Source organism: Bacillus sp. JJ1122, from assembly GCF_036964885.1.
GTDB lineage: Bacteria > Bacillota > Bacilli > Bacillales > Cytobacillaceae > Mesobacillus.
This window is the reverse complement of sequence record NZ_JBALQL010000029.1, coordinates 100043-123859: the sequence shown is the minus strand read 5'-3', so window position 1 is coordinate 123859 and position 23817 is coordinate 100043. Positions and strand designations below refer to the sequence as shown.

The 23817-nt window shown below is 42.9% G+C and carries 26 protein-coding genes and 1 pseudogene; 18 read left to right on the top strand and 9 right to left on the bottom strand.

Annotated features, from left to right (window positions below; genetic code table 11):
- Nucleotides 1–140: 140 nt before the first annotated feature.
- The 6 genes from V7201_RS17595 to V7201_RS17570 all read right to left on the bottom strand — a co-directional run bounded on the left by V7201_RS17595 (nt 141) and on the right by V7201_RS17570 (nt 4474).
- On the bottom strand, nt 141–560 hold the full coding sequence (locus tag V7201_RS17595) for an anti-sigma regulatory factor (RefSeq protein WP_335378060.1): 420 nt from the start codon (nt 558–560) through the stop codon (nt 141–143).
- Between the two features lie 151 nt (nt 561–711).
- Nucleotides 712–1452 (bottom strand): TspO/MBR family protein, encoded by a 741-nt coding sequence (locus tag V7201_RS17590; protein WP_335378059.1) that lies wholly within the window; start codon nt 1450–1452, stop codon nt 712–714.
- 299 nt (nt 1453–1751) lie between these two features.
- Nucleotides 1752–2786: an aldo/keto reductase gene (locus V7201_RS17585; protein WP_335378058.1), complete on the bottom strand. Its 1035-nt coding sequence runs from the start codon at nt 2784–2786 to the stop codon at nt 1752–1754.
- Between the two features lie 23 nt (nt 2787–2809).
- Complete coding sequence (locus V7201_RS17580; RefSeq protein WP_335378057.1) at nt 2810–3337, bottom strand: NAD(P)H-dependent oxidoreductase; 528 nt, start codon at nt 3335–3337, stop codon at nt 2810–2812.
- A gap of 196 nt (nt 3338–3533) precedes the next feature.
- On the bottom strand, nt 3534–3968 hold the full coding sequence (locus tag V7201_RS17575; RefSeq protein WP_335378056.1) for a MarR family winged helix-turn-helix transcriptional regulator: 435 nt from the start codon (nt 3966–3968) through the stop codon (nt 3534–3536).
- 140 nt (nt 3969–4108) lie between these two features.
- The gene (locus V7201_RS17570) at nt 4109–4474 is read right to left on the bottom strand and encodes a winged helix-turn-helix transcriptional regulator (RefSeq protein ID WP_335378055.1); all 366 of its coding nucleotides are present in this window, start codon (nt 4472–4474) and stop codon (nt 4109–4111) included.
- Nucleotides 4475–4578: 104 nt separating this feature from the next.
- Between V7201_RS17570 and V7201_RS17565 the strand changes: the two genes are divergently transcribed.
- The 7 genes and pseudogenes from V7201_RS17565 to V7201_RS17540 all read left to right on the top strand — a co-directional run bounded on the left by V7201_RS17565 (nt 4579) and on the right by V7201_RS17540 (nt 10428).
- Nucleotides 4579–5559 (top strand): zinc-binding dehydrogenase, encoded by a 981-nt coding sequence (locus tag V7201_RS17565; protein WP_335378054.1) that lies wholly within the window; start codon nt 4579–4581, stop codon nt 5557–5559.
- A gap of 241 nt (nt 5560–5800) precedes the next feature.
- Nucleotides 5801–6196 (top strand): annotated as a pseudogene (locus V7201_RS23260) (PAS domain-containing protein); the annotation flags it as partial.
- 6 nt (nt 6197–6202) lie between these two features.
- Nucleotides 6203–6730: a methyl-accepting chemotaxis protein gene (locus V7201_RS23255; protein ID WP_438825077.1), complete on the top strand. Its 528-nt coding sequence runs from the start codon at nt 6203–6205 to the stop codon at nt 6728–6730.
- Nucleotides 6731–7124: 394 nt separating this feature from the next.
- Entirely contained in the window at nt 7125–7685 is a 561-nt protein-coding gene (locus V7201_RS17555; RefSeq protein WP_335378052.1) for an RNA polymerase sigma factor, read from the top strand.
- Entirely contained in the window at nt 7666–8442 is a 777-nt protein-coding gene (locus V7201_RS17550; RefSeq protein ID WP_335378051.1) for a hypothetical protein, read from the top strand. Before V7201_RS17555 ends, V7201_RS17550 begins: the two co-directional genes overlap by 20 nt.
- Nucleotides 8432–9304, top strand: a complete 873-nt coding sequence (locus V7201_RS17545) for an ABC transporter ATP-binding protein (protein WP_335378050.1) — start codon at nt 8432–8434, stop codon at nt 9302–9304. Before V7201_RS17550 ends, V7201_RS17545 begins: the two co-directional genes overlap by 11 nt.
- Nucleotides 9301–10428 carry a hypothetical protein gene (locus tag V7201_RS17540; RefSeq protein WP_335378049.1) on the top strand — a complete coding sequence of 376 codons (1128 nt, stop codon included), beginning with the start codon at nt 9301–9303 and terminating at the stop codon, nt 10426–10428. Before V7201_RS17545 ends, V7201_RS17540 begins: the two co-directional genes overlap by 4 nt.
- Nucleotides 10429–10533: 105 nt before the next feature.
- Here the strand turns inward: V7201_RS17540 and V7201_RS17535 are convergent, their stop codons facing one another.
- A complete protein-coding gene (locus V7201_RS17535) occupies nt 10534–10698 on the bottom strand; it encodes a hypothetical protein (protein ID WP_335378048.1) in 165 nt (54 codons plus the stop codon).
- 507 nt (nt 10699–11205) lie between these two features.
- Between V7201_RS17535 and rnjA the strand changes: the two genes are divergently transcribed.
- The 5 genes from rnjA (at nt 11206) to V7201_RS17510 (ending at nt 16091) form a co-directional block, all read left to right on the top strand.
- Nucleotides 11206–12873: a ribonuclease J1 gene (gene rnjA, locus V7201_RS17530; protein WP_335378047.1), complete on the top strand. Its 1668-nt coding sequence runs from the start codon at nt 11206–11208 to the stop codon at nt 12871–12873.
- A 243-nt stretch (nt 12874–13116) separates the two neighbouring features.
- Complete coding sequence (locus V7201_RS17525; RefSeq protein WP_335378046.1) at nt 13117–13986, top strand: cation diffusion facilitator family transporter; 870 nt, start codon at nt 13117–13119, stop codon at nt 13984–13986.
- Between the two features lie 86 nt (nt 13987–14072).
- Nucleotides 14073–14264, top strand: a complete 192-nt coding sequence (locus V7201_RS17520; protein ID WP_335378045.1) for a hypothetical protein — start codon at nt 14073–14075, stop codon at nt 14262–14264.
- 239 nt (nt 14265–14503) lie between these two features.
- Nucleotides 14504–14899, top strand: coding sequence for a VOC family protein (locus tag V7201_RS17515; protein ID WP_335378044.1), 396 nt, complete (start codon nt 14504–14506; stop codon nt 14897–14899).
- Between the two features lie 241 nt (nt 14900–15140).
- Nucleotides 15141–16091, top strand: coding sequence for a TRM11 family SAM-dependent methyltransferase (locus V7201_RS17510; protein WP_438825071.1), 951 nt, complete (start codon nt 15141–15143; stop codon nt 16089–16091).
- A 70-nt stretch (nt 16092–16161) separates the two neighbouring features.
- Here the strand turns inward: V7201_RS17510 and V7201_RS17505 are convergent, their stop codons facing one another.
- Nucleotides 16162–17607, bottom strand: a complete 1446-nt coding sequence (locus V7201_RS17505; RefSeq protein WP_335378043.1) for a DEAD/DEAH box helicase — start codon at nt 17605–17607, stop codon at nt 16162–16164.
- A 296-nt stretch (nt 17608–17903) separates the two neighbouring features.
- Between V7201_RS17505 and V7201_RS17500 the strand changes: the two genes are divergently transcribed.
- Entirely contained in the window at nt 17904–18086 is a 183-nt protein-coding gene (locus V7201_RS17500; protein WP_335378042.1) for a DUF3896 family protein, read from the top strand.
- A 102-nt stretch (nt 18087–18188) separates the two neighbouring features.
- Here the strand turns inward: V7201_RS17500 and V7201_RS17495 are convergent, their stop codons facing one another.
- Nucleotides 18189–18704 (bottom strand): hypothetical protein, encoded by a 516-nt coding sequence (locus tag V7201_RS17495; protein WP_335378041.1) that lies wholly within the window; start codon nt 18702–18704, stop codon nt 18189–18191.
- 93 nt (nt 18705–18797) lie between these two features.
- On the opposite strand from V7201_RS17495, the gene V7201_RS17490 reads away from it, so the two are divergent.
- The 5 genes from V7201_RS17490 to V7201_RS17470 all read left to right on the top strand — a co-directional run bounded on the left by V7201_RS17490 (nt 18798) and on the right by V7201_RS17470 (nt 23785).
- Nucleotides 18798–19388, top strand: a complete 591-nt coding sequence (locus tag V7201_RS17490; RefSeq protein ID WP_335378040.1) for a vWA domain-containing protein — start codon at nt 18798–18800, stop codon at nt 19386–19388.
- A gap of 18 nt (nt 19389–19406) precedes the next feature.
- Nucleotides 19407–19976, top strand: a complete 570-nt coding sequence (locus V7201_RS17485) for a DUF4352 domain-containing protein (RefSeq protein WP_335378039.1) — start codon at nt 19407–19409, stop codon at nt 19974–19976.
- A gap of 128 nt (nt 19977–20104) precedes the next feature.
- The gene (locus tag V7201_RS17480) at nt 20105–21619 is read left to right on the top strand and encodes an FAD-binding oxidoreductase (RefSeq protein WP_335378038.1); all 1515 of its coding nucleotides are present in this window, start codon (nt 20105–20107) and stop codon (nt 21617–21619) included.
- Nucleotides 21603–22121 (top strand): hypothetical protein, encoded by a 519-nt coding sequence (locus V7201_RS17475; protein ID WP_335378037.1) that lies wholly within the window; start codon nt 21603–21605, stop codon nt 22119–22121. The genes V7201_RS17480 and V7201_RS17475 overlap by 17 nt, the downstream gene beginning before the upstream one ends.
- Nucleotides 22122–22789: 668 nt before the next feature.
- On the top strand, nt 22790–23785 hold the full coding sequence (locus V7201_RS17470) for a hypothetical protein (protein ID WP_335378036.1): 996 nt from the start codon (nt 22790–22792) through the stop codon (nt 23783–23785).
- The last annotated feature ends 32 nt before the right edge of the window (nt 23786–23817 follow it).

Sequence of the window (23817 nt, the reverse complement as noted above, 5' to 3'; positions counted from 1 at the left end):
GATGAGTGGTCATTATAAGGCCCATTATGACCATTCAGTGGGAAAACAATACAATGAATGGTCTTTACAAGGACTCTCATGATCATTCAGGTTAGCCTGATGACATTCTATAAATAGTGGAGTCGCAGAAATGAAGCGGATCAAGCTCCTTTTCCGGGGTTAATCTGGAGCCACTTCGTAGTGGTGATGACTGTACCTTCTTCCGGAGAGGATTGGACGGTGAAATCATCCATCAGCCTTTTCGCACCCGGGAGGCCTGACCCCAAGCCACCTGAAGTCGTATATCCATCGATCATAACTTTCGGAATATCCATACCTGGTCCTTGATCGGCTGCGGTGATCTGCAAGCCTATTTTGTCACCAGTGTGGATAGAGGAGATGTAGATTTGGCCTTTTCCGGCGTATTTGTATATATTCCTGGCCAATTCACTAATTGTAACAGCTATTTTAGCCTGATCAGATAAATTGAACCCGAGTTCCTTTGCTGCGCTTTTTCCCTGGGAGCGCGCTTCGATAATATCCCATTCATTCAGGATCCAGACGCAGTCCTGTCTATTCATGTATCCACATCACATCCTTCTGACTTGTTCATTATAGTTGAATTGAAAAGGATAAGGGCGGTTTTCTAGAAGATTTGGATTATTATTTAAAATATCCATCGTTATAAATGTGTAAACTTTCATCCTGACCAAGCTGCTCGATCAGGCTTTACTATAGATGACTGAAATAGGATTTAATAATGGCTTTTTTGATGAGGATGACAATTAGGAGTACAGCTGCCAAGGAATAGGCAAAATAACTGACCGAATGATGATTTGCGGCATTTTTCACCCCAATCCCGATCAGCGCCCAAATGAAAACGAGCGGGTAAATCGGGTCTTTGTTTTTACGTGAAAATGCAATCGCCAGAATGGCTGCGATAACCAGCATGATTATGGTCCAAGCTACATCTGATAGGCCAAACCCATCCCAGCCAATAAATTTCAAGTAGTAGCTGATGTTAGCAATTGTCGCGACGCTGATCCACCCAAGGTAAACGGAAAACGGCACAATCTCCCAAAAGGAAGGGTCTTCTTTTTTGAGAGAATGGTAAAGGGCAATCAGGGTAAGAAGCAAGCTGATCATGACGAGGACTGTTAAAAAGAAAAACTCATAATGCCACAAGAGAATCCATGAGATGTTAAGGACGGAACTCAGTAAGTATAATGGCGTTGCCTTTTTATAAATGGGCAAATCACGTCTGGAGGCGGGAAACTGCATGAAGCTCCAGATAAACAGAAGAAAATAAATCAAGCCCCAGATTCCAAACACATACCCTGCTGGTGTGAACAGTACTTCCAGCTTATTCGAAATTTCTCCGGTCGTCTGGCCATTGATCGGTAAAATGTTGGCCAGGGCGTTGACGGCTACGACCAGGATTGTTGCGATTAAATTTACTATGAAACGTCCCATCTAATTGCACACCTGCTTTCATTTCAATTCCCTTTATTAAAGTTATTTTATAAAGGGAAATCGATAACCTCTTGTACTTTACCTTTAGAAAAAATGCGTAAACATTTCGATGTTCTTATAATGGAAGAAAGGAAAATACGTGATTCCCTGAAACCATTCTGAGTTTATTCCGAGCTCTCGAGTAGAAGGTGGGTGATGATATCATTAATGTTAGTCTAACCCTGGTTTCCTGAGCTGAACTCAGAATAAATAAAACGATAAAAAAATAGGGCAGGTTGCTCAACCGCCCCCAACACTATTTAGTAAGTATTCTTCCTTTTTTCAATCTTCCCAAAGGTGCTGCCATGAATGGCTTTTAGTACTGGTTCTGATGCAAGGAAATCGTGTGGGAAACCAAGTTCAATTTTGCTTGCTGCATTTAATAAATTCAAGTGTGTATCCGATAGCTTGAATTTCAGGCTGCCTAGATTATCCTTCATTTGGTCCTCACGTTTTGCGCCAATCAATGGAATGATTGTTCCGGACTGCTGGCGCACCCAGTTCAATGCTACCTGGGCGGGAGATGCCTCCAGTTCTTTTGCGATCTCTTCCACTACAGTCGCGATGGCACGGTTATGTTCATTCAGTCTTGCGCTTTGCGGAGACAGTCTGCCTTTTTCCGCTGAAGGTTTGTTATATTTTCCTGTTAGTGCACCGCCGGCCATTGGCGCCCAGGCAGTCACGCCAAGATCAAGTGAACTGGCCATAGGGAGCAGGTCCCTCTCCGGTGTACGCTGCAGCAAGTTGTACTCAACCTGCAAGCCGATAAATGGTGTCCAGCCACGGAGTGTGGCAAGCATATTCCCTTGAGAAACGATCCATGCAGGCGTGTCTGAAACACCGATATAGAGGATTTTACCTGAACGCACCAGGTCGTCCAAGCCTCTCATCACTTCTTCGATCGGTGTCATGAAGTCCCATGCGTGCAGCCATAGTAAATCAATATAATCAGTGTTTAATTGCTTCAAGCTCTTTTCTACCGATTGAACTAAATTCTTACGATGGTTGCCGCCTCCATTAGGATCATCAGGAGAGGTGTTCAAGGTGTACTTTGTTGCTACGACGAATCTTTCACGATTGTCGCGAATGAATTCGCCGACGTACTTTTCGCTTGTTCCGTTCGTATAATTGACTGCCGTATCAATGAAATTTCCTCCGGCTTCAACGAAGGCATTAAAGATCTTCTGGCTCTCCTCTTTTGAAGCGCCAAAGCCCCAATCTTCTCCAAAGGTCATTGTACCCAGTGCTAATTCTGAGACCCGCAGGCCGCTTCTTCCTAATAGTTTATAATTCATGAGCGAAAACTCCTTTCATCACCTTAATATGATGCTTTTAGTTGTTCCACAAGTCTTTCCGCGCTTTCTTGTACTTCATCACTAGATAGGAAACGAACTCCCTGTACAGTAAACGTTGGCAAGAAGCGCATGCCTGTCAGGTTTGCCATCGCCTGGAACGGCTTTGTCAATTCACTCATGCTGTATTGGTTATACCCGCCAGCCTGGTAGGCAACTTCTGGACCGCCTGTTGAAATGGCCAGCATAAACTCTTTCCCATGCAAGTTTGTTCCTTGTGAACCATATGCCCAGCCATATGCAAGCACAACATCCTGCCATTCTTTTAATAATGCAGGGCTGCTGTACCAGTAGAACGGAAATTGGAAGACGATCCGGTCATGCTCAAGAAGGAGCTGTTGTTCACGTTCAATGTCAATCTTGCCATCAGGATAAGCGGCATATAATTCATGTACCGTAATTTCGCCTTCTTCCTGGCGGAGCCTTTTAACCCACGTACTGTTGATTGTTGAACCTTCCATGTTTGGATGTGCTGCGATTACTAAAGTTTTCATTTAAAATCTTCTCCTTATGTTAAAAGTATTTGTACATACAAATGATAGGGCGGAAAAAAACGAATCAATTGTATATAGTACAGGTGAACGAAAATCAGTTGTGCATGCAAATGATAAGGCGAAGACGGTTCCATTGTACATATAAATAGTGAATAAAAAACAGTTGTACATGCAAATGAAAGATTAAAAAAAAGAACTATAGTTCTTTTTCCAATTTGACGCTCGCTTCATGCAGCATTTTACTTAGATCCAGGCTGAATTCACGCCCTAATATCTCTGAATAACTATGGAAAAGCTCCTTTAATGAGAGACGGAACTGTGTGTACACTTTTTCTCCATCCTCAGTCAAAGAGATGAAGGTTTGTTTGCCATTGACCTTCCGATTGACAAGTTTTAACTTCTCCAGCTTATCAATGAATCTCGTGCTTGTAGAAGGTGCGATCGATAGTTTATGGCACAGCTCTTTCTGGGTGATTTCCGGATGGAATTTCACAACCATGATCATATAGAGATAGGAGGGAGCAAGCTCACCAATTTCAAAATTCTGTTCTGCCATTTTGGTCATGTTGCGAGCAAAGCGACTTGCGGTAAAATATAAACAATGGATGAGTACTTGTTCTTCTTCATTCATGACCGTCAGCCCTTCTTTCCTCTCATTTGCATATACAAATTAACATATATTTAAAAGAAATGCAATGATCATTCATCAATATAAATGATAATGGATTCATATTCATCGTGAATAACGCATTTTAAAATTAAGAAGGGAGCTTAGGATTTCATAAAATCGATGGAGGTCCAGCACTTGTTCATGCTGATTCCTTTCTGCACAGCATATTGGTCGCCCCATTTGCACATCTCAAATAAGGTGGTCTGCAATTTTTTGCCGAGGTCAGTTGTGGAGTATACCACGCGATGGTCTTCGTATGAAGTCCGTTCGACAAGACCGTGATATTCCAGTTCTCTCAGCTGCTGGGTCAGCATTTTCTGCGTGATGCCAGGCAGTGAAGTTTTAAGCTCATTGAAGCGTTTTGTGCCTTCATTCAAGTTCCATAAAATCAGGACTTTCCATTTGCCACCGATCAGGTCGATGACAAGATCAATCGCACAATCGTATTGTTCGTATAACTGTTTCATGTTGAATCCTCCAGGTTCCCAATTGGTGCCTTGTTGTAATGTGGTTCAGTATATATTATAAACCTTGTTAGCTAAAACTAGTTCTCGAAGGAGATGACAAATAGATGAAAGCATTGCTTTTACACGATAAAGGTCTTTGGAAAGAAATGAAGGTCGAAGAAATTCAAACACCACAGCCAGGTGAAGGTGAATTATTGATTGAGGTTCATGCCGTCGGCTTGAATCCCGTTGATTATAAGACAGCGACAAATGGCAATCCGAATTGGACATACCCTCATGTCCTTGGGCTGGATGTAGCAGGCGTGGTTGCTGAAACTGGTGATGGCGTCACTCGATGGAAGAAAGGTGATCGAGTGGTATACCACGGAAACCTGTTGAAAAAGGGAGGATACGCAGAGTACACCATTGCCCAGGCTCATGCTGTTTCCCGTATTCCTCAGGAAGTCAGCTTTGAAGATGCCGCCGCTATCCCTACAGCAGGATATACGGCGTATCAGGCACTCTACAGAAAGCTTCCTTTCGATCAAATTGAGTCAATCGTCATTCATGGCGGTGCCGGCGGGGTAGGAGGTTTCGGCGTCCAATTGGCCAAGCTTGCCGGTAAAACGGTTATTTCCACAGCGTCCAGTTCCAACCATGAATACGTTAAGTCATTAGGAGCCGACTATGTCATTGATTACTCAAATGAAGATGTTGTTGCGCGGGTCATGGAGATTACCGGAGGCGTTGGTGTAGACGCCGTGGTCGATGCCGTCAGCAGGCAGAGCTCGACAGCATCGCTGGACATGCTTGGATATATGGGACATATCGTTTATATTTCCGGCCCGCCAGAATTCGCAAAGATTCCCGGATTCACCAAAGTACCTTCCTATCATGAAATCGCACTGGGTGCTGCCTATCAACACGGCGGCTTGAAAGCTGAGAAAGACCTTGCAGTGATGGGCGATGCGATGCTGAGCCTAATGGCAGAAGGCAAACTAACCTCCATGCTGAAAGAAGTCATTCAACTCGAGGAAGTTCCTGCAGCATTAGAACGTTTAGCACAACGCCATGTTAAAGGAAAGATCGTAGCGAAGGTAAAATAATACGGCTCTACCCGTGAACTCTATTTGCCAGCATAATCTATTTAAGAAAATACAACCCATACGAAGATAAGCAAGAAGACAAGCCGCCATTGAGGACGGCTTGTCTTTTTCCTATATAAAAGAAGAAAGGGATTCGCGCATATAAGAACATTCAAAATTGTACGGCACTCCTAATACTAGTACGATTGTAATAGACAATGAAAATAAAGGAAATTTAGTAGAGCTAATTAAAAAGAAGAGGATGACAGCGATGTTGATGAGTACTCCGGTAAGAAGCACACAGGTTTTTGAGGACGGCGCTGTCTTGGCTGCCATAGAGACGTCACTAGCGATGATCGAATTTGATACGAACGGACAAGTACTTTGGGCGAATGAGAACTTTGCCCGGACGATGGGATATCGTGTGGAGGAAATGCCAGGCCTATTGCACAAACAATTTTGTACAGAGGAATTTGCAGGCAGCAGGGCATACCAGGAACTATGGAGGAACTTGCGCAACGGCAAGAGCTTCCAGGAAAAAATCCAGCGTGTTACAAAACGCGGCAGCCTTCTTTGGCTAGAAGCCACCTATACCCCAGTATATGATGCGGCTGGCAAGATAGCAGGAGTTGTGAAAGTAGCGACTGACATCACGGAACGGGAAATGAATACAGGCAAAGTAGCGGCCCAGCTGCAACAAATGTCAGAGGAACTTAGCGACAGAGCGGAAAAGGGGATCAATAGGAGCGAAGAGGCGGCCCTCGCTACGAGCAAGCTTGTTGAGGAATCGAAAGAAAACCTGGAAATCCTCGAATCATTGAAATCCCAGGCAAAATCGATTGGCAGCATCGTTCAGACCATCCGGGAAATTGCCGCCCAAACCAATCTATTAGCCTTAAATGCAGCGATTGAAGCAGCGCGGGCAGGCGAACACGGTCGTGGATTTAACGTGGTCGCGGGAGAAGTCAGAAAGCTGGCAACCCGAGTGCAAGACTCTATTCAGGAAGTCAACTCCCACATTAACGGCATATCAGGCGAAATCAGTAAAATCAGTGAAGCTACCATCCGCTCCCAGTCCGGTATCGCCAATAATCAGGTACTCAACGAACAGGCCGTAACCACTTTTAAAGAAATAGGAAGCGCCGCCCGCCAGCTGGATGAACAAGCTAAAGCTTTTAAAGAAATTTTATAGGTTAAATTATCATGGTTTTGATAGAGAGAAACCGTACTTCAATACCCGCACATGCCAAAGAATGGTCCTCACCTACGAACAGTCAGGAATTCAATGTAGTATGATTTAATTCATACTGGCAAAAAAATTTAATACTTGAACAGAAAACACCGATTTTATAGCGGTGTTTTTTTATCGGCTGAAATAAAGGAATAGGATATTCGAGGGAGAATTAATTGCTTATAGAAAAAAATGGATTAACGATAGGAGACTCGGTGATGAATATTCTCGGGTTTTTTTTCATTTCTAGGATTTTTGATTGGTAAAAGGTTAAATTTTTCATAGGTATTTAAAAAATAATGCAAAGGCTAAATCTTTTTCCGAAAAATCTCGTTAGCTTATCGGAGGTGAGGATATGACCGATCAGGAATTGATTGCTGAGGTGTTAAACGGCAGCAGGGCTAGCCAGGAAATCCTGGTGAGACGGCATTATAAGCTGGTATACAGCTTTTTGTACCGGATGGCCGGAGATAAGGAACTCGCGCTGGACCTGACTCAGGAAACATTCATCAAGGTGTTGAACAATCTATCGAAATACAGGGGATCCGCGGAATTCAAAAGCTGGGCTCTGACAATCGCCAGCAACCATGCGAAGGATTATTTCAAAAGCAAGGCTCACAAAAATAGCCGCAATACATATGAACTCCAAGACCGGGATGCGAAAACGGAAAAGAGTGTATCCTCTATATTTGAAAAAAATGAAAAGCGGAAAGAAATCAAAGAGGCTCTTGATGAGCTGCCGGATTTCCAGCGTGAGGCAATCCTGTTGAAATACTACAATGATTTAAAAATATCCGAAATCGCCCGGGTGACCAATGCGACGGAGTCAACGGTCAAATCCCGGCTGAAACAGGGGCTTGGAAAGCTGAAACTATATTTGAACAGGGGTGAGATGGATGAACGAAACACCAATTGATTATGACATAAAAGAATATCTCGATTCCTATAAAGTTGATTTTCCGAATGAAGATGAGATTGAAGCTTCCATCGAATTCATCATGGTGCAGGTACCTGTAAAAGACAGGAAATCTGCCATACTGGCCAGGAAAGCAAAAACGTTAGTCATGAACAGCTCACGTGAACTGATAAATTTCAGCTGGCTATTCTGGGGCTTGAACGGATTGTTCCTGCTGCTTGGAGTCATCAGCCTTCTGAGTGTTCATTTCAACCCATATATGACCGTATTCGCACTTGCACCGCTGCCATTTTTCACAGGCATTTTTGAAATCCTGAAAAGCAAGGATGAAGGGCTGGTCGAACTGGAGCTGACCTTGAAATATAATGCCCAGCAAATCATGACATCAAGGCTGCTGGTTGTCGGCCTCTACAACTTCGCTGTGAACCTTGTCATCTCTGCAATTACAGTTGCTGTATATCCAGAAGTTTTGTTCGTAAAGCTTTTTCTCGCCTGGACTATTCCGTATGTATTTGTAACAGGAGTGGCATTCTTCATCGCTTTGAAGACGAAAGGGATTGTCGCAAGCGGTACGACCATCGCCATCTGGTTTGCTTTTTGCTATGTTGGTTTGATGACTCCAGAGGTTACTGAGTTCGTCCACGAAATAAACCTATTCCCGGCTGCAGCTTTGGTCCTGATGGGAATCGTTATTTGGATTGCCGTCATTGTGAATTTTAGAAAAATCGAGATTGGGAGAGAACGTTATGAAGCTTAAAATTGAAAATGTTACTAAGAAGTTTGGCGAAAAGCATGCAGTCGATGGCGTAACGATAGAGCTTACGAATGGAGTATATGGATTCCTTGGTGCCAATGGTTCTGGGAAAACAACGCTGATGCGCATGCTTGCTGCAGTATCAAGGCCGACCACGGGAACGATTACGCTAAATGGAGAAGAAATCGGCAAAATGGGCGACCGTTACCGCGACCTGCTCGGCTATCTGCCGCAGCATATCGGCTATTACAAACATTTTACCGTTGAAAAGTTTCTTTATTATATTGCCAGTTTGAAGGGACTGGAAAAACACGCTGCTAAGGAAAAGGTGGCGGAACTGCTTGAAACGGTCAATCTGATCGAAAAAAGAAAAACAAAGATGGGGAAGCTCTCAGGCGGGATGAAGCAGCGAGTCGGCATTGTTCAGGCGCTGTTGAATGATCCGAAAATCCTGATCGTTGATGAACCGACAGCGGGTCTGGATCCAAAGGAAAGAATCCGCTTCAGGAACCTGCTTGCGACGATTGCAAAGGACCGGATCGTGCTGCTCTCTACTCACATTGTTTCCGATATTGAGTACATTGCTAAGGAAATTTTAATCATGAAGAACGGCAAGCTGATTGAAAAAGATACGCCGCAGAACCTGATCCACTATATCCAGAAGAAGGTGTGGTGTGTTACAGCAGGTGAAGCGGAAGTGCCTGTATACCAGTCAACCTATAAAGTTGGCAATATCTCAAGGCAGCCAGAGGGGATTGAGCTCAGAATTATTTCAGAGGAAAAACCAGCAGCCAATGCCGTCAATGTTCCTGTGAATCTTGAGGATCTTTATCTCTATTATTTCGACGAGGAAGTAGGGGCATGAGTTTGATCAAGTGGGAATTGATGAAGATTTTTAAACAGAAGAGCCTGTATTTCGTGGCATTATTCCTGTTTGGGTGGTTTACTCTGGTTCTTTTTACAAATATGCATGAAACAACGGCCACCCGTGAGGTGTTTAATGAGTGGGAAGGTCCAATCACAACAGAGAAACTAGCTGCTGCCGAAAAATTGAACGCTGAAGTGAATGAATTTTTTTCAAAAGAAAATGCAGTAAATGAGCGAAAAAGTGCAGAGGCTGGTTTAACGGAAACGATTGCGATGTCCCAGAATATTGCCTCGACGATTAAGGAGCGCGAGGATGACCTCAATCAATTGATCAAAAAAGTAGAGGCGAATGGGAATCATTCATTGGCTGCCAAGTTAAAATTGCAGAAGGACATGTACAATGAGGTTAAAATCGATAAAATTTCTTATTATAAAGCCCCCCAGGAAGCAGTCGATTTCGTCAATGTGTTCGGACTCATTTTAACGGGAGCCTTTCTGCTGATTGGCTTATGCGGCATTTACTCAAATGAGCATGCCTCAGGAGTCGAGAATTATATCCTCAGCGCAAAGAAAGGCCGGAAAGCGACAATGCAGGCTAAGCTGATGGCAGCGTCTATTTTTGCGGTTGCAGTAGTTGTGTTATGGGAGGCGTTCAACCTGATTTCCAGGACGGCCGTGTACGGAACGAAGGGCTGGGATCTGCCAATTCAGTATTCCTTCAAGTACTTTTTCTCACCATACAGCCTAACTTTCATGGAGTACCATATGATCCAAATCGCTCTTCATATACTGGCTGCGATTGCCTTTGCGGGGCTGATTGTCCTTGTATCGACCCTGTCAAAATCAACGGTCATCTCATTCTTTGTTTCCGGATTCCTATTCGGAACGCCGATTCTCGCACAAAGCATCATGAACGTTGAAACGATTTGGGTGAACAAAATGCTCACCCTGACTCTTACGAACATCATGAAAGTAGAAGAACTGTTCATGAACTTCATCTCCTACAATGTGTTTGGCTATCCCGTCCTGGCTCCTTATGTGGGAATAGCCATCGCGGTGGCCGTACTGGTTGGCGCTGTCGTATTATCTGTGGTGTTGATTGAGAGAAAACAAATTGTTTGATGGGAATTGAGAGGGCGGAGGCCCTCTCTTTTTTTTTGAAGTGAAAACGTCAGCTGGGAGACCCCAGCTGGAGATCCCTGCTTAGGAGTTTCAGGCAACGAGTAATCAAATGGCCGCAACCAGTGAAAAAATCACTCCAACCGGTGATAAAACTGCTCCAACCGTAAATAAAACAGTGCCAACCGTTAATAAAACAGTGCCAACCGTTAATAAACTGTGCCAACCGGTGAAATTCTCAATTCGATGAACCAGCTGGCTGAAGACCACCATGAAAAATTACTCTTTGTCAGCAAAAATTTTACTCAACAGGAAAAAAAACGATTTTAACGGGGGGAATACGTCCTCCAATTAAAAGAACAACCCAATTCAACAATGAGGTACGTCCTCCATTTAAAAGAAAAACCGATTTCAACAAGGAAATACACCCTCCAATTAAAGAAAAGTCGACTTCAAGAAGAAGAAAACGCCGCCCTTCAATCCCAAGATGACTTCATCAAGGGAAAAACAGTTTCACGTTTGCAAAAGTCACTCTCCCAATCGAAGTGCATGTACACCTGCCCAAAAGATTGAAATTCCCCGGAATTTCAGCAACTTTACCCCGCTAAGAATCGTATCATCTGCAAACGGTATATCATTATTTGTTGAATTCCCTAAATTGTGATATATTTTAAGGACTAAAATCCCCTATTTCTCCATTAAATTTCCTCACTATTCTTCATTAAAAAGATTCCAGTGGGAATTGATGATACAGGTATAAATATAAACAGGAGCTGAATTATGGAAACGAAACTAAAAAAGGATCTCAAGATTTTCGCGTTAGGCGGTCTGGGTGAGATCGGGAAAAACACGTATGTAATCGAATATAAAAATGAAATGGTACTCGTGGATTGCGGAATTAAGTTCCCGGACAATGAATTGCTCGGGATTGATTATGTGCTCGCGGATTACACATATTTAAAGCAAAATCAGGATAAACTTGTCGGAATTTTTGTAACCCATGGACATGAAGACCATATTGGCGGATTGCCATTTTTACTGCAGGATGTAAAGGCACCGATTTACGGTGGTGATTTTGCCGTAGAACTAATTAAATCAAAGCTTACAGAACATAAAATCAAAGGCGTTACGTTCCATCAAATCAACAATGATACTGTTGTGGAGTTCCAGAATATTAAAGTTCGCTTTTTCCGTACGACCCACAGTATCGCGGATTCATTTGGTGTCGTTGTCACTACGCCAGAGGGAAATATCGTCCACACAGGCGATTTCAAGTTTGATTTGACTCCCGTTGGACAGGGAACTGATTTTCAAAAAATCGCGGAAGTCAGCAGCGAAGGCGTGCTTTGCTTATTGTCTGACAGTACAAACTCTGAAGTGCCCGGTTTCTCTGTTTCGGAAAAAAGGGTCGGAGAAGCAATCGAGGATATTTTTCAGACCGTCGATGGCAGGGTTATTTTTGCTACATTCGCGTCGAACATCGACCGCATCCAGCAGGTTGTGAAGTCATCATTAAAGCATAACCGCAAAATGGCTGTAGTTGGACGCAGCATGGAAAAAACGCTTGAGATTGGCAGACGCCTAGGTTATATCACCGCACCGGACGAGGCTTTTATCAGCATTAATGAAATCGGACAAACTCCAAGCAACGAGCTTACCATCATTTGTACGGGCAGCCAGGGAGAACCGATGGCGGCACTTGCAAGGATCGCTAATGGAACACACCGCCAAATTTCGGTCATACCGGGAGATACGATTGTATTCTCGTCTTCACCGATTCCAGGCAATACAATCAGTGTTAACCGCGTGATTGATAAGCTTCACCGCATCGGTGCGGAAATCATTCACCATAAAATCAGCGAAGTCCATACTTCCGGTCACGGGAAGCAGGAAGAGCAGAAACTGATGATCAAGCTGTTGAATCCGAAGTATTTCATTCCGATTCATGGTGAGTACCGCATGCTCGATCAGCACGTGAAACTCGCTGAACAATGCGGTATCCCTCGTGAAAATTGCTTTATTTTAGACAATGGAGATGTTCTTGAGCTTTCTGCAGACGGCGGCCAGGTAGGCGGGAAAGTCCCTGCACAGCCGGTCTATGTGGATGGAAGCGGCATCGGAGACATCGGAAACATTGTGTTAAAAGATAGAAGAGTTCTGTCACAGGACGGGCTCGTGATCGTCACAATGATGATTGACCGCGAGAAAAATCAGCTTGTTAACAAGCCGACGGTCGTGACAAGAGGATTCGTCTACGTTAGAGAATCTGGCAACCTTATGAAAAATGTTGAAGAGGTCATCAATGATAAAATCGTTACGGAACTCGCCAGCGGTACGAAGGATTGGTCAAGCCTTAAAAAAGCAGTAATCGACGTGGTCAATCCATTGCTATATAGCAAGACGGGCAGAAGACCGATGATTTTACCGATCATTATGGAACTTAAATAAAAATCTGAGCACACTAAACATAAACCGTTTAGTGTGTTTTTTTGTGGCTGTGTTACAGTTCTATGTTGATTCGGAGAGAAAATCAACATAGCTTTTTGATTAATGAATTCAAAAACTGGAATTGCCTTAAGGAAACTTTTTTGCCTCCCTGTCACGAACATGGTTAAGGGTAAAAAGATTGCTATAGACCCACACATAAATCGATTGTTAAAATGTTTTAGCAGTTGATTGGAGGATTTAGGCATGGATGAACAACGTTATTATAATTTGAAATTAGGCGAGCGGGGAGCAATGATCAGCATCGCTGCGTACATAATTTTATCGGCGTTAAAATTGTTTGTCGGATATATCAGTGATTCAGAGGCTTTAATGGCCGATGGATTGAATAATACAACCGATATTTTAGCATCCGTTTCCGTTTTGATCGGATTACGGCTGTCGCAGAAGCCGGCAGATGACGATCATTTATACGGGCACTGGAAATCAGAAATGGTCGCTTCGATGGTCGCGTCCTTTATTATGATTCTAGTTGGGCTCCAGGTTTTATACAGCGCGGTCACTTCAATTTTCGAGGGAGGAAACGAAGCTCCTGATCTCATCTCTGCCTGGACAGGCTTATTTGCTGCATTAGTAATGTACCTGGTCTATCGATACAATCGTAAGCTTGCTCTTAAAATAAAAAGTCATTCCGTTATGGCCGCTGCTAAAGATAATCTGTCCGATTCTTGGGTAAGTATTGGAACAGCTGTCGGCATCATCGGATCACAGTTTGGTTTGCCCTGGCTGGATCCAGTAACAGCCGTCATCGTTGGCGGACTTATTTTAAAAACAGGCTGGGATATCTTCCGCGAAGCATCCCACCAGCTCACAGACGGGTTTGATGTTGATTTAATCAAAGAATATAAAGAAACGATATGCGAGGTTCCAGGTGTAAAAGGAATCAAAGACTTAAAAGCGAGGAGCTATGGTAACAACATTGTCGTCGATACAGTCATCACCGTGAATCCTACCTTGGATATCAGCACGGCACACGATATCTCAACAAGAGTCGAGCAAAAGCTAGTAGATGACTTTGAAATCTATGATGTTCATGTACATGTGGAGCCGGATTGAAAAGGATAAAGAAAAATTATTAAATCACTATGAATGGTTCATGCTATACTTAGGTCTATTCGATTTTGAAGGGTAAGGTACTATTCATGAAATTTGTAAAATCACAGATGAAACAGTTGATCAAAGAGAATCCCGCGCTGCAAACGCGCTTGAACAGCTTGATAAAGGAACACGAGCTTGAGAAAAACTTTGCCCTTAAGGCTTTATACCATTCCGAAGTTGCTGAAGGCGGGAAGTATCAGCTCGCATACCAGGCACTTGACCCGGTGAAAGATTAAGATATTTTTTAAAAAAGAAGGCAGCATTCCTCCAGCGGGTGTTGCCTTTTTTCATGGAATAAAAATAATTTTCATATGAAAATTGAATATTTATTCTGAAAATTATCCTATAATAAGGAGGGTATTGTGCAACAGAAAAAGGATCATAGGCAAAATGCTGAATTCTCAAAGACCTCAAGATATACATAAGTACCACATTAGACTGAAGAAAAAAATCAAATTTATCTTAGGAGGTTATCATGGGAAGATTAGTTCATTTTGAAATTCATGTGAGTGATATGGAACGAGCAAAGAAGTTTTATGGTGAGGTATTCGGGTGGTCTTTTCAGGATTGGAGCGAGTATGCCGGGATGCCGTATTTTGGTGCAGTCACTGGAAATGATGATGAACCTGGAATCAATGGCGCTTTGATGCAAAGGAGAGGTGCTCCGCCTGAAGCAAATGCAGCTATGAATGGATTTGCATGTACAATGGGAGTCGAAAATTACGATCAAACAGAAGCGAAAATTCTCGAGCATGGAGGCAAGGTCGCACTGCCAAAGCATGCGCTCCCTGGAATGGCTTGGCAAGGCTACTACCTAGATCCGGAAGGCAATGTATTCGGAATTCATCAACCCGATGAGAATGCAAAATAGAATCGCAGATAGATAAATAAATGCTGAACACAGCAGGCAAGCTTGAAAATGTGCCCGCCATCTTTCTTGCTCTGCCTTATGCTATGGAAAGCATCGGTGAAAACTTGGAGATGAATGATTAATGAAGAAAGGCGGGAATCTGCCTTTCTTTATTTTTTGCTTCCTTTCCAGCTGTATCCAGATACTTTTATCATGTAAACTAGTATAGTGATGGAATGGAAACAGGAAGGAATGTGACAACTTGAATTACAATCATCTAGAGCCACGCTCTTATATATACAATTACGCTTTACCAGATGAAGAAAGAGAGTTATGCGCCCTTGAAATGCGCTCTTTTTTTGGTGTGGATACGGATTCCAATATTCTTGAAAGTACAATCAATATAGACCCGAGCAGAAGCCCGTTCATGAGAGGTCGTTTGGATGTCTTTTTTGAAGGCGAAAAACAAGAGGACCTGATTGAGCAGGTAAAGCAGCTGGAGCTGAATGGCTCCACTTTTAAGGTGATGTATGTAAAAGTCACCGGGCCAGAAAAAGTGAGTTTTGAGGACAGGCGTCGAATCGAAAGAGAAGTCGGTCTGCACATTCCCGGGGAACCGGATTTGAATAATCCTGAGCTTGTTTTTGCCCTGATGAATACAGGAGGGCGCTGGGTATTTGGTGAATATCACAGCAGTGAAGCAGTGTGGCTGCATCACCAGCAGAAGCCTCATAGCTACTCGACTTCTCTCAGCACACGTGTTGCCAGGGCGGTTGCGAATATTGCCGTTCCTGATCCTGACGGAGTAAAAGCAATCGATCCGTGCTGCGGAATAGGTACAGTTGTCGTGGAAGCGTTGTCTATGGGAATCGACATGGTTGCCAGTGATGTCAATCCGTTAATCCTGCCGGGTACCCGCGAAAACATCGCGTATTTCGGTTACTCAACGGAAGTGAAATTCAGGGATGTTCGAGAAGTGACGGGGATATATGATGTAGCCGTAATTGATATGCCATACAATCTGTGCTCCGTCATTACGCCAGAAGAGCAGCTCGAGATGCTGCAAAGCACACGCGAATTCGCAGGTAAAGTTGTGATCGTTACGATTGAACCGATCGACTCGATCATCGAAGAAGCAGGATTTAACATAGTTGATCGTTGTGTAGTGAGAAAAGGGACCTTTGAACGAGAGATTATTGTCTGTGAAAAATAGATATAAAGAAAGGACGATTATGCTGGCATAATCGTCCTTTGCTGTGATTTCTATTAACTAAAAACCATCCTTATTTAATCGCCTTACTCACCCTAAGCTTCTTTCCTTTAATCGTCGCGTCCTCCATCGCCTGGATGACCAACGACCCTTTTCCGTTCAGGATATCGACATACGTCATCGTATCGTGGATCGTGATGATGCCGATATCATCTGCTGTTACTCCAGGGATTTTTGCGATGGTACCAACGAAGTCGACAGCGCGAAGTTTTTTCTTTTTCCCGCCGCTGAAATGAAGCTTCGTGATACCCTGATTAATGCGGGCCGTTTTGTTATTTTTGACGACGCGGCGGCCGCCGATTTTTTCTTCGAATTCAGCCTGGCTGCTGGCAACCTCCTGCTTGCTCGGAGCTTCTGCCACAGGAATCTCAAAGCCGATGTATCGTTCGATGGCTTTAATGAATTTCCCTTCATAAGGGGTAGCGAGCGTAATCGCTTTTCCTTTATTCCCAGCGCGACCCGTTCGGCCTGTGCGGTGGACATAGCTCTCTTTTTCCATCGGAACATCGTAGTTGATGACGATCGATACATTATCAACATCAATTCCCCTTGCGGCAACATCTGTGGCCACAAGATAGCGGAAATTACCCATTTTAAAGCCATTCATAACGGCAAAACGATCTTCCTGCTCCAACCCGCCATGAAGCCTTTCGATCGAATAATTAGCTGCGTCAAGCTGAGCGTAGACGGTATCGACATTCTCCTTCGTCCTGCAAAAAATAATGCAGCTATCCGGGTTTTCAACTACCGTAACGTCCTTAAGAAGCGCAATTTTCTCTTCTTCTTTTACTTCAATCAATGAATGTTCAATCGTACTCGTTGTCACACCGCTAGAGGCAATTTCAATTTGAACAGGTTCCTTCATATATTGATGGCAAAGATTTTCAACATCCTTAGGCAGCGTAGCCGAGAACACCATCGTCACTCTGTCCTCTGGAAGCTGTTCGATGATCCATTCAACTTGTTCAATAAACCCCATGTTCAGCATTTCATCAGCTTCATCGATGATTAGATATTTAATTTTATCTAAAAGGAGCGTTTCTCTTTCGATGTGATCGATTACACGTCCTGGGGTGCCGACAACGACATGTGTTTTTTGCTTCAGCTCTTCTTTTTGTTTGGAAAACGGTTCTTTCCCATAAACAGCTGCCGCTTTGATCCTTTTAAATCTGCCGATATTCGTGATGTCTTCGCGGACTTGAGCAGCCAGCTCCCTTGTTGGTGTAAGAATCAGCGCCTGAGGCAGCTTTTCTTCCCATTCCATCATGTCGCAAATCGGAATCCCGAATGAAGCCGTCTTTCCGCTACCTGTCTGTGATTTCACGACAAGGTCCTGGTTTTGCAATGCTAATGGAATCACTTCTGTTTGGACCTCTGTAGGATTTTCATATTTAAGCACATTTAGTGCCCGTTTGAGTTCATCGCTTAAATTGTAATCCTCAAAACTTTTTTCGCTCATGTAGTAACCTCTTTTATTTTTTATTATTCCACTTATATATAGGATTCTCGCAAAGAATTATCATATGCATAAACTGAATAGTATTCATTATACTTGAAATACTGGACGAAGCGAATGTAAAAAGAAGGGCAGCTATGGTATGAGCTGGGGTACTTCCGCTCTCACATGGTTAAAAATGCTCATTCTATAGAAGGTTTCACAATTTCACAATAAATCGACAGATACCTAATGGGGTTCATAAGATATAATGAAAACAAGAAAAGAAAACGATTACATTTTACAGGAGGGTGTTAGGAATGGACTATCGGGAAGTAAAATCACAGTTAGAGGCATTGCAGATGGCACTCGTAATGAAAATGCAAAATCCAGATCTATCCCTGGAAGAAAAAGAAGACATTCTCAAATCAATTGCCAATTATGAGTACATTATTGAACTGACATGCATGAATCATTTTGAGCGCGGGAAATTGATTCAATAAAAAATATATCATTCCGTGGTGCCGGATATCTGGTGCCATTTTTTAGTACCTGGGGAGTTGCACAAAATAAAATCGGCAGATTCTCGTCTGCCGATTGTTGGTCTATAATACTCCACTCAATGGCTTCATGCTGAAGGAATCTAGAGCATAATTAACCTGGTGGATGTTGTATATTTTCTTTTCAATGCAAAATTGAATGATCAGGTCGGATGTATCGCTGTCCGACAAGGAGTAGCCGGCAGAGCTTAAGAGCTTGTCGGTTTCTTTTTTGTTCAGCTCGAGGGCAAGCGCCAGCGCGAGCACTGTATTTTTCCCCGGTCTGTAATCCGGTTTGGAGCGGATTTTAGAAAAAAGGCGCCGATCCAGGCCAGCCTTCTTATAAACCTCCGCGTCCGTTGCTCCATTTTTATCGATAAAGCCAAAAAGAACATCCTGCAGTGTGGGCTGCCGCTTGTTATTGATGAACATTTCGATATCAAGCGGAGAGATGCTTTCCATGACAGAATCCATGTCCATGGATTCCTGAGGACTATAAAGGATGATTTCCTTTTCCATCATGACAGCCAGGTTGAGCTCGAGATATTCCTGCAATTCTTCCAGAATCTTTTTATCTAGCATATGGTCAGCTCCCCGAAAATGTCGCTTACCAGGCGACCAAATTATCGATGATTATAGCTATGATTATATCAGATTAAACATAGGAGGTTGACGATGATGAACAACAATTTAACCGAAATCATCTTCCTGCTGGACCGAAGCGGTTCGATGGCAGGACTTGAAAGTGACACAGTAGGAGGCTTCAATGCTTTTGTGAAAAAACAGTCTGAACTCGATGGAGACACCATCCTGACAACAGTACTGTTTGATGATGAATACGAGGTTTTATGGAACGGAATTGATGCTCGGGAAGTAAGGCTTACTGAGAAAGAATACTTCGTACGGGGAACGACAGCCCTGCTGGATGCAGTCGGCAAGTCCATCTTGGATGTCGGCATCAGGCTTTCGAGATCAAGTGAGGACCATCGTCCTGGCAAAGTTATTTTTGTGATCACGACAGATGGAATGGAAAATGCAAGCCGTGAGTTCACTTATGAAAAAATAAAGGAACTGATCAGGCATCAGCAGGAAAAATACAACTGGGAGTTCATTTTCATGGGAGCAAATATCGATGCCGCAAAAGAAGCTGCCAGCCTCGGGATCGATATCGAAAACTCGTATAACTTCGAAGCATCCCATAAGGGTGTCGAAAACATGTATGAAATGATTTCCGAATCGATCACTGAAAAGAGAATGAAACTTTAAAACCGGGAGGATATGAAAATGAAAAAACCTTTTTATAAAAAGTGGTGGGTGTGGCTGATTGCGATTATTGCAGTGTTTGCCATTGCAGGTGGCAGCGGAGAAGACGAGGAATCCACCCCAAAGGTAAAAAGTGGCTCTGCAGAAACTTTAGCAACGGAAAAGACAGTTAAGCAGGAAGAAACAAAAGCTGAGCCTGTAAAAGAAGAATTTACTGTAGGGGAACAAGTTCAATTAGGAGACAATGTACTGACCGTGACAAAGGTTGAGAAATCAGCCGGCGGAGACTTTGACCAGCCAAAGGATGGCCACGAATTCGTCATCGTAACTGTCGAAATCAATAATGCAGGGGACGAGAACATTTCCTATAATCCATTTGACTTCAAAATGTCCAACAGCCAGGGACAAATCGTCGATCAGGCTTTCACTACCGTTGATACAAACACAGCACTGCAATCTGGTGAACTTGCCCCAGGCGGAAAAGTTTCCGGTACGATTGCCTTCGAACAGCCAGCAGGAGACACGGGTTTGCAGCTTCAGTACACCCCAAGCTTTTGGTCAGACAAAACGATTAAGGTGAATTTGCAATAATGAGGGAGAGCGGCATAGCCGTTCTCTTTTTTATTACTTTCAGGATAAAAAAATTCTGGTAGTATCATGATGAATTAGCATATAATGTTAACTAAAGTGTAATATTACACTTTGGAAGGGGCGGTCTTGTGAATCTATCATCTATAAGGAAAAATAAACAGCTAATCTATAAAAATCCTTTTTTTCTCGGAATGATTGTAAGTGTATTTGTTGTTTTCGTATTTATGAACATCCCTCTTGAAAAAAGAAAATACGGCCTCACTCAAAGCAATCTGGCAACGGATTATACTGGGCTGCTCCCTGAACGGATCGAAGGGATTGTTAAAGCAGGGAATCGTGCTGAACTGCAAAAGATTGTGAAGGAAGCAAATGAAAACGGCCAGCATATTTCAGTTGCAGGCCTGCAGCATTCGCAAGGCGGCCACACCTATTATAAGGATGGGGTGGTATTAGATATGAAGACGTTCAATAAAATCCTGGAAATAGACAAACAGAATAAAACGATAAAAGTTGAAAGTGGTGCAACTTGGGAAGACGTCCAGGAGGCCATTCAGCCTTTGGGACTTGCATTAAAAGTCACACAGTCACAATCGATTTTCACAATTGGCGGATCACTTTCCGTCAATGCCCATGGACGGGATATCCGGTTTGGCCCAATGGCTGGAACCGTTAAGGAAATGACCATTCTGACCCCGACTGGAGAAATTAAGACCGTAACACGAAGTGATTCTAATGAATGGATGAAGTATGCGTTAGGGGGTTATGGCTTATTTGGTGTCATTTTAGATGTGACTTTGGAATTAACAGAAAATGAAATTTACACCATCCATACAGAAGAACTTCAAACGAAAGAATATGAAGCCTATTTTGCCAACCTGTTAAAAAATGATGATACAGCTATGCATTATGGAAGGGTTAGTGTTGCCCCCGGTTCTTTTTTAGACGAAATGTATGTGATCGATTACAATTCGACTGGGAAACAGGATCACCAGGCGCCGCTTAAAAAAGAGCACGGTGCCCGGATCGGTAAGCTGGCGATGGATTTGGGCCGGCAGGGCGGTGGTTTGGAGGATCTTTTCTGGAAAAACCAAAAGCTGCTTATTAAATCACTAGATGGAGACAAGATTACCCGGAATAACGTGATGCGCGGGAATTCGGAATTTATGGAATTCACGGAGCCTGGGCGGGTAGAAGTCCTTCAGGAATTTTTCATTCCCGTAGATCAGTATGATGAATACATCAGTGATTTAAAAAGATTTCTCCCTCCCAATGATAAGGATGAAGATTTTAAAATTCACAATATTACGGTTCGTTACGCTGCTAAGGATGATTATACAAGCTTGAAATATGCCAAAGAAGATATGTTTGGACTTGTCATTTTAATACAGCATGGATTAAAAGATAACGAGATTCATAATGCAGAAGCCATCATTCAGCAATGGACGGACGTAACCCTCAAGCACGGAGGAGTTTACTATCTCCCTTATTATCACTATCAATCAAAAGAACAATTCAGAAAGTCCTATCCAGAGTGGGAGAAGTTCCATGATGAAAAAGGAAAAAGAGATCCAAACGGCGTTTTTCAAAACGTCTTTTATGACTATTATTTTAAAGAAGGAGCATCACATGACAAAAAGGAGTGAACGGTATATCCCACTCGTAGTATCGGTTGGCCAGGTTGCCATTTTTCCATATTACATACTTTGGCTAAAACAAGCCTCACTCACATTTACTTTGTTTACTTGGTTATTTGCAGCCTTTTCTTTTTCTGCTGCACTCGGTTACCGTGTTTTTCAATCGAGGAAAAATACTGTCAAATCGTATGTTCCTTCTGTATATATGGGAATGGGTGTTATTTATATAACGGCAGGATTTATAAGGAATTCGTTTGAGTTCCTTCCATACATTGCGCTTTTATTACAAGTGAGTTTAGGTTTTTTACAGGGTTACCATCATGCATGGCATATCGAGCAGAAAGCCTTCCGACTGCACGCGATTCATCACTATCTCATAGTTGGAACAATTATGGTCGCACTCTCTTTTGTAAAAATACTATCACCAATGACCTTTATTACGGTTTTTGGAGCTGTTTTATTCAGTTGCGGGATTTGGCTGACATTTCAAATGAAAGTTCTAGAATCATAGTTTAAGAAAGCGGAACGCTTCTCATGACAACTCGCGTGTGAAAAATCAGAATGAGTTGTTCTCAGAACGCTTGCCATGACAACTCGCGCGTGAAAAATCGGGATGAGTGGTTGTCGGAAGGCTTCTCATAACCACTCGTGGAAGAAAAATCGGGTTGAATGGTTCTAATAAGTCCTCTCACGACCATTCACAAAAGAAAACCCGAAACGAATGGTTGTAATAAGTCCTCTCATGACCATTCACGAGAGAAAAACCAAAACGAATGGTCGTAATAAGTCCTCTCATGACCATTCGCAAAAGAAAAACCGAAACGAATGGTTGTAATAATTCTTCTCGTGCCACCATTCGCAATAGAAAAAGAAAAAACGGGAGACCATCCCTCTAGATGCTCTCCCGATTTTTATGTGTCATCGTTCACGCCGAACAAATAACAACGCTTGGCGATTCTGCTATTTTTTCCTCTTTGACATTTTCCTGACATGCAAGAAACGGTAAAAAACATAAATGAATGGCTAGACTCATGCTTTCTAATAAATTTTCAGCTTGTTTAATATTTTTTTGATTTTTTTCAGTCTGACATTTTGCTGACATATTCAACCGTTAAATTATGAGTATAAGGTTCATGTCCACCTTGAACCTGAAACAAAGAATTTAGGAGGATATCAAATATGAAGAAATCCGTTTTAGGTTTTACAATTGCAGGAGCATTACTTTTAGGAGGTTACGCCACAACGTCATTAGCGAATGATGATACCACAAGCTCCACTGTAAGCTCAAAGCTAGGTTTTATGGGAAAAGGTTTTGGTCATAAAGGATTTTTCGGAGGCAATTCTGAGGAACTGATTGCTAAGGCAAAGGATCTTGGAATCAGCACATCAGGTAAGGATGCAGAGACCTTAATGGGAGAGATCCGTGAGGCAACCATCAAGAGTGAAGCGACAGAGCTGGGAATCAAGACAGCTAATAAAGATATCGATACGCTTGCCGAGGAAGTTCAATTGGCCAAGCTTAAGGAAACAGCAAAGGATCTTGGCATCCCGGCTGATGGAAAAGATGCAGATGCCCTTCATGATGCGATCCGTTTAGCTAACCTTCAAAAAGAAGCGAAAGAACTTGGCGTATCAACAGCTAATAAAGATGCCCAAACATTAATGGAAGATATTCGAACAGCCTCATTGAATAAAAAGGCTAAGGAACTAGGCGTTTCTACTGATGGAAAAGACCTGCAGACATTGCAGCAGGAAGTGTATACAGCTTCAGTAACCAAAGAAGCGAAGAAACTTGGCATCACTATTGATGGCAAGGACATCAGAGAAGTAGCACAAGAAGTTCAGACTGCTAAAGTAAAAGCAGATGCTAAAGAATTGAAAATCACCATCGATGGAAAAACAATCAGAGAGATTTCACAAGAAGTACAGGAGAAAAAAATAGTGAACCTCGCGAAAGAGCTTGGAATCTCTACTTCTAATAAAGATACACGGGAGCTTATTGAAGCAATCAAGGAGAAGGATTCCGCTAAATTGGATGAATTAACAGATGATGAATTCGGTCTATTCGGAAAAGGCGGATTCGGTCACGGTGGAGAATTCGGAGGAAAAGGCGGTTTCGGGCATGAAGGCGGCCGTGGCGGTAACCACCATGATGGCGGTGGACGTGGTTTCTAATGAATAAAAATAGATCAGGAAGTCCCCGGTAT